This window comes from Marilutibacter maris (assembly GCF_006546735.2).
Classification (GTDB): domain Bacteria; phylum Pseudomonadota; class Gammaproteobacteria; order Xanthomonadales; family Xanthomonadaceae; genus Marilutibacter; species Marilutibacter maris.
The window spans coordinates 1-1,962 of record NZ_VICD02000274.1 but is presented as its reverse complement, the minus strand read 5'-3'; the positions used below and the strand labels follow the sequence as shown (position 1 = coordinate 1,962).

General features: G+C 68.0%; 1 protein-coding gene and 1 pseudogene. One reads left to right on the top strand and one right to left on the bottom strand.

What is annotated here, in order from left to right; genetic code table 11:
* Positions 1 to 260: 260 nt before the first annotated feature.
* Positions 261 to 1,541 carry a serine--tRNA ligase gene (gene serS, locus FKV24_RS15665; protein WP_141483053.1) on the bottom strand — a complete coding sequence of 427 codons (1,281 nt, stop codon included), beginning with the start codon at positions 1,539 to 1,541 and terminating at the stop codon, positions 261 to 263.
* Positions 1,542 to 1,721: 180 nt separating this feature from the next.
* Between serS and FKV24_RS15660 the strand changes: the two are divergent.
* A pseudogene (locus FKV24_RS15660) lies at positions 1,722 to 1,962 on the top strand (hypothetical protein); the annotation flags it as partial.

Below are 1,962 nucleotides of genomic sequence, written 5' to 3'. Positions count from 1 at the left end.
CAGCCGGATATCGTTCCCCCCTGAGTCAGGGGGCGATTCGCATCGCAGATGCGAATGGGGGTGTGGCAGCGCAACGGTGGGGCCCAAGGTTTGCGAAGCAAATCTTGGGAGATATCTGGGCGCAGCCGGATATCGTTCCCCCCTGAGTCAGGGGGCGATTCGCGCGTAGCGCGAATGGGGGTGTGAAAGCGCAACGGCGGGGCCCAAGGTTTGCGAAGCAAACTTTGGGGATTCCCGGGCGCAGCCCCGGAGTCGCGGAATCAGGCGATCCGCGCCACGCCGCCCATGTACGGCCGCAGCGCCTCGGGAATGTCGATCGAACCGTCGGCGTTCTGGTAGTTCTCCATCACCGCGATCAGGGCACGGCCGACCGCGACGCCGGAACCGTTGAGGGTGTGCACCAGCTCCGGCTTGCCGGTCTCCGGATTGCGCCAGCGCGCCTGCATGCGGCGGGCCTGGAAGGCCTCGCAGTTGGAGACCGAGGAGATCTCGCGGTAGGTCTGCTGCGATGGCAGCCAGACTTCCAGATCGTAGGTCTTGGCTGCCGAGAACCCCATGTCGCCGCTGCACAGCAGCATCCGCCGGTACGGCAGGCCGAGCTTCTCCAGCACCACCTCGGCGGCGCGGGTCATCGCCTCGTGCTCGGCGTAACTGTCGTCGGGCCGGGCGATGCTGACCAGCTCGACCTTCTCGAACTGGTGCTGGCGGATCATGCCGCGGGTGTCGCGGCCATGGCTGCCGGCCTCGGAGCGGAAACAGGCCGAATGCGCGGTCATCCGCAGCGGCAGGCGCTCGGCCTCGACGATCTCGTCGCGGACGATGTTGGTCAGCGATATCTCCGAAGTGGAGATCAGATAGCGCTTCTGCTCGCCCAGTTCGGTGGCGAACATGTCCTCCTCGAACTTCGGCAACTGGCCGGTGCCGTACAGGCTGTCGGCATTGACGATCAGCGGGACGTTGGTCTCCTCGAAGCCATGCTCGCAGGTGTGCAGGTCGAGCATGAACTGCGCCAGCGCCCGGTGCAGCCGCGCCAGTTGTCCGCGCAGCACGGTGAAGCGCGCGCCGGACAGCTTGGCGGCGGTGTCGCCGTCGAGCCAGCCGTGGCGAGCGCCGAGTTCGACATGGTCCTTGATCTCGAAATCGAAGCTGCGCGGCGTACCCCAACGATGCTGTTCGACGTTGGCGTTCTCGTCGGCGCCGGCCGGCACGTCGTCGTGCGGCAGATTCGGTATGCCGAAGGTGATCGCGTCCAGGCGCGCCTTGATGTCCTCCAGTTGCGCCTCGCAGGCCTTCAGCTCGTCGCCGAAGCCGGCGACCTCGGCCAGCAGCGGCGCGATGTCCTCGCCCTTGGCCTTGGCCTGGCCGATCGCCTTGGAGCGGGTATTGCGCAGGTTCTGCAGCTCCTGCGTGCGCACCTGCACCTGCTTGCGTTCGACCTCCAGCGAGGCCAGCGCGTCGGCGTCGAGCTCGTAGCCGCGCATTTCGCGCAGGCGGGCGGCAAGGTCGGCGGGGTTCTGGCGCAGCAGGCTGGGATCGAGCATCGGTCCGGATCTCGCAAGACGTGAGCGAAGGGGCCGCTGATTATCGCCGGTCCGGGCGCGGCTGTCTTGGCCGTGGCTCCGGGCGCGACGCGTTGCCGGCAGGTTCATCGCCCGGCGTGCAAGAATGCGGGCATGCGCAGCCCACCGCGACGTATCGAATCCGTTTCCGCATCGCCGCCCATGACCACCTCGCCGAACCCGCCTTCGCCCGAACCGTCCGAGCCCGGCTCGCGGCGCTTCGACCTGTCGTCCTGGCTGCCATCGCGGCGCATGCTGCTGTGGGCGCTCGCCGCGGCGTTCGTATTCGGCCTGTTGCTGTTCCTGCTGGTACTGCTGCGCGGGCGCGACGACGACTTCTACCGTGCCGGCGACGACGAGGCGCCGCCGACCGCGGCGATGCCGCAGTACGCCCCCCTGCCCG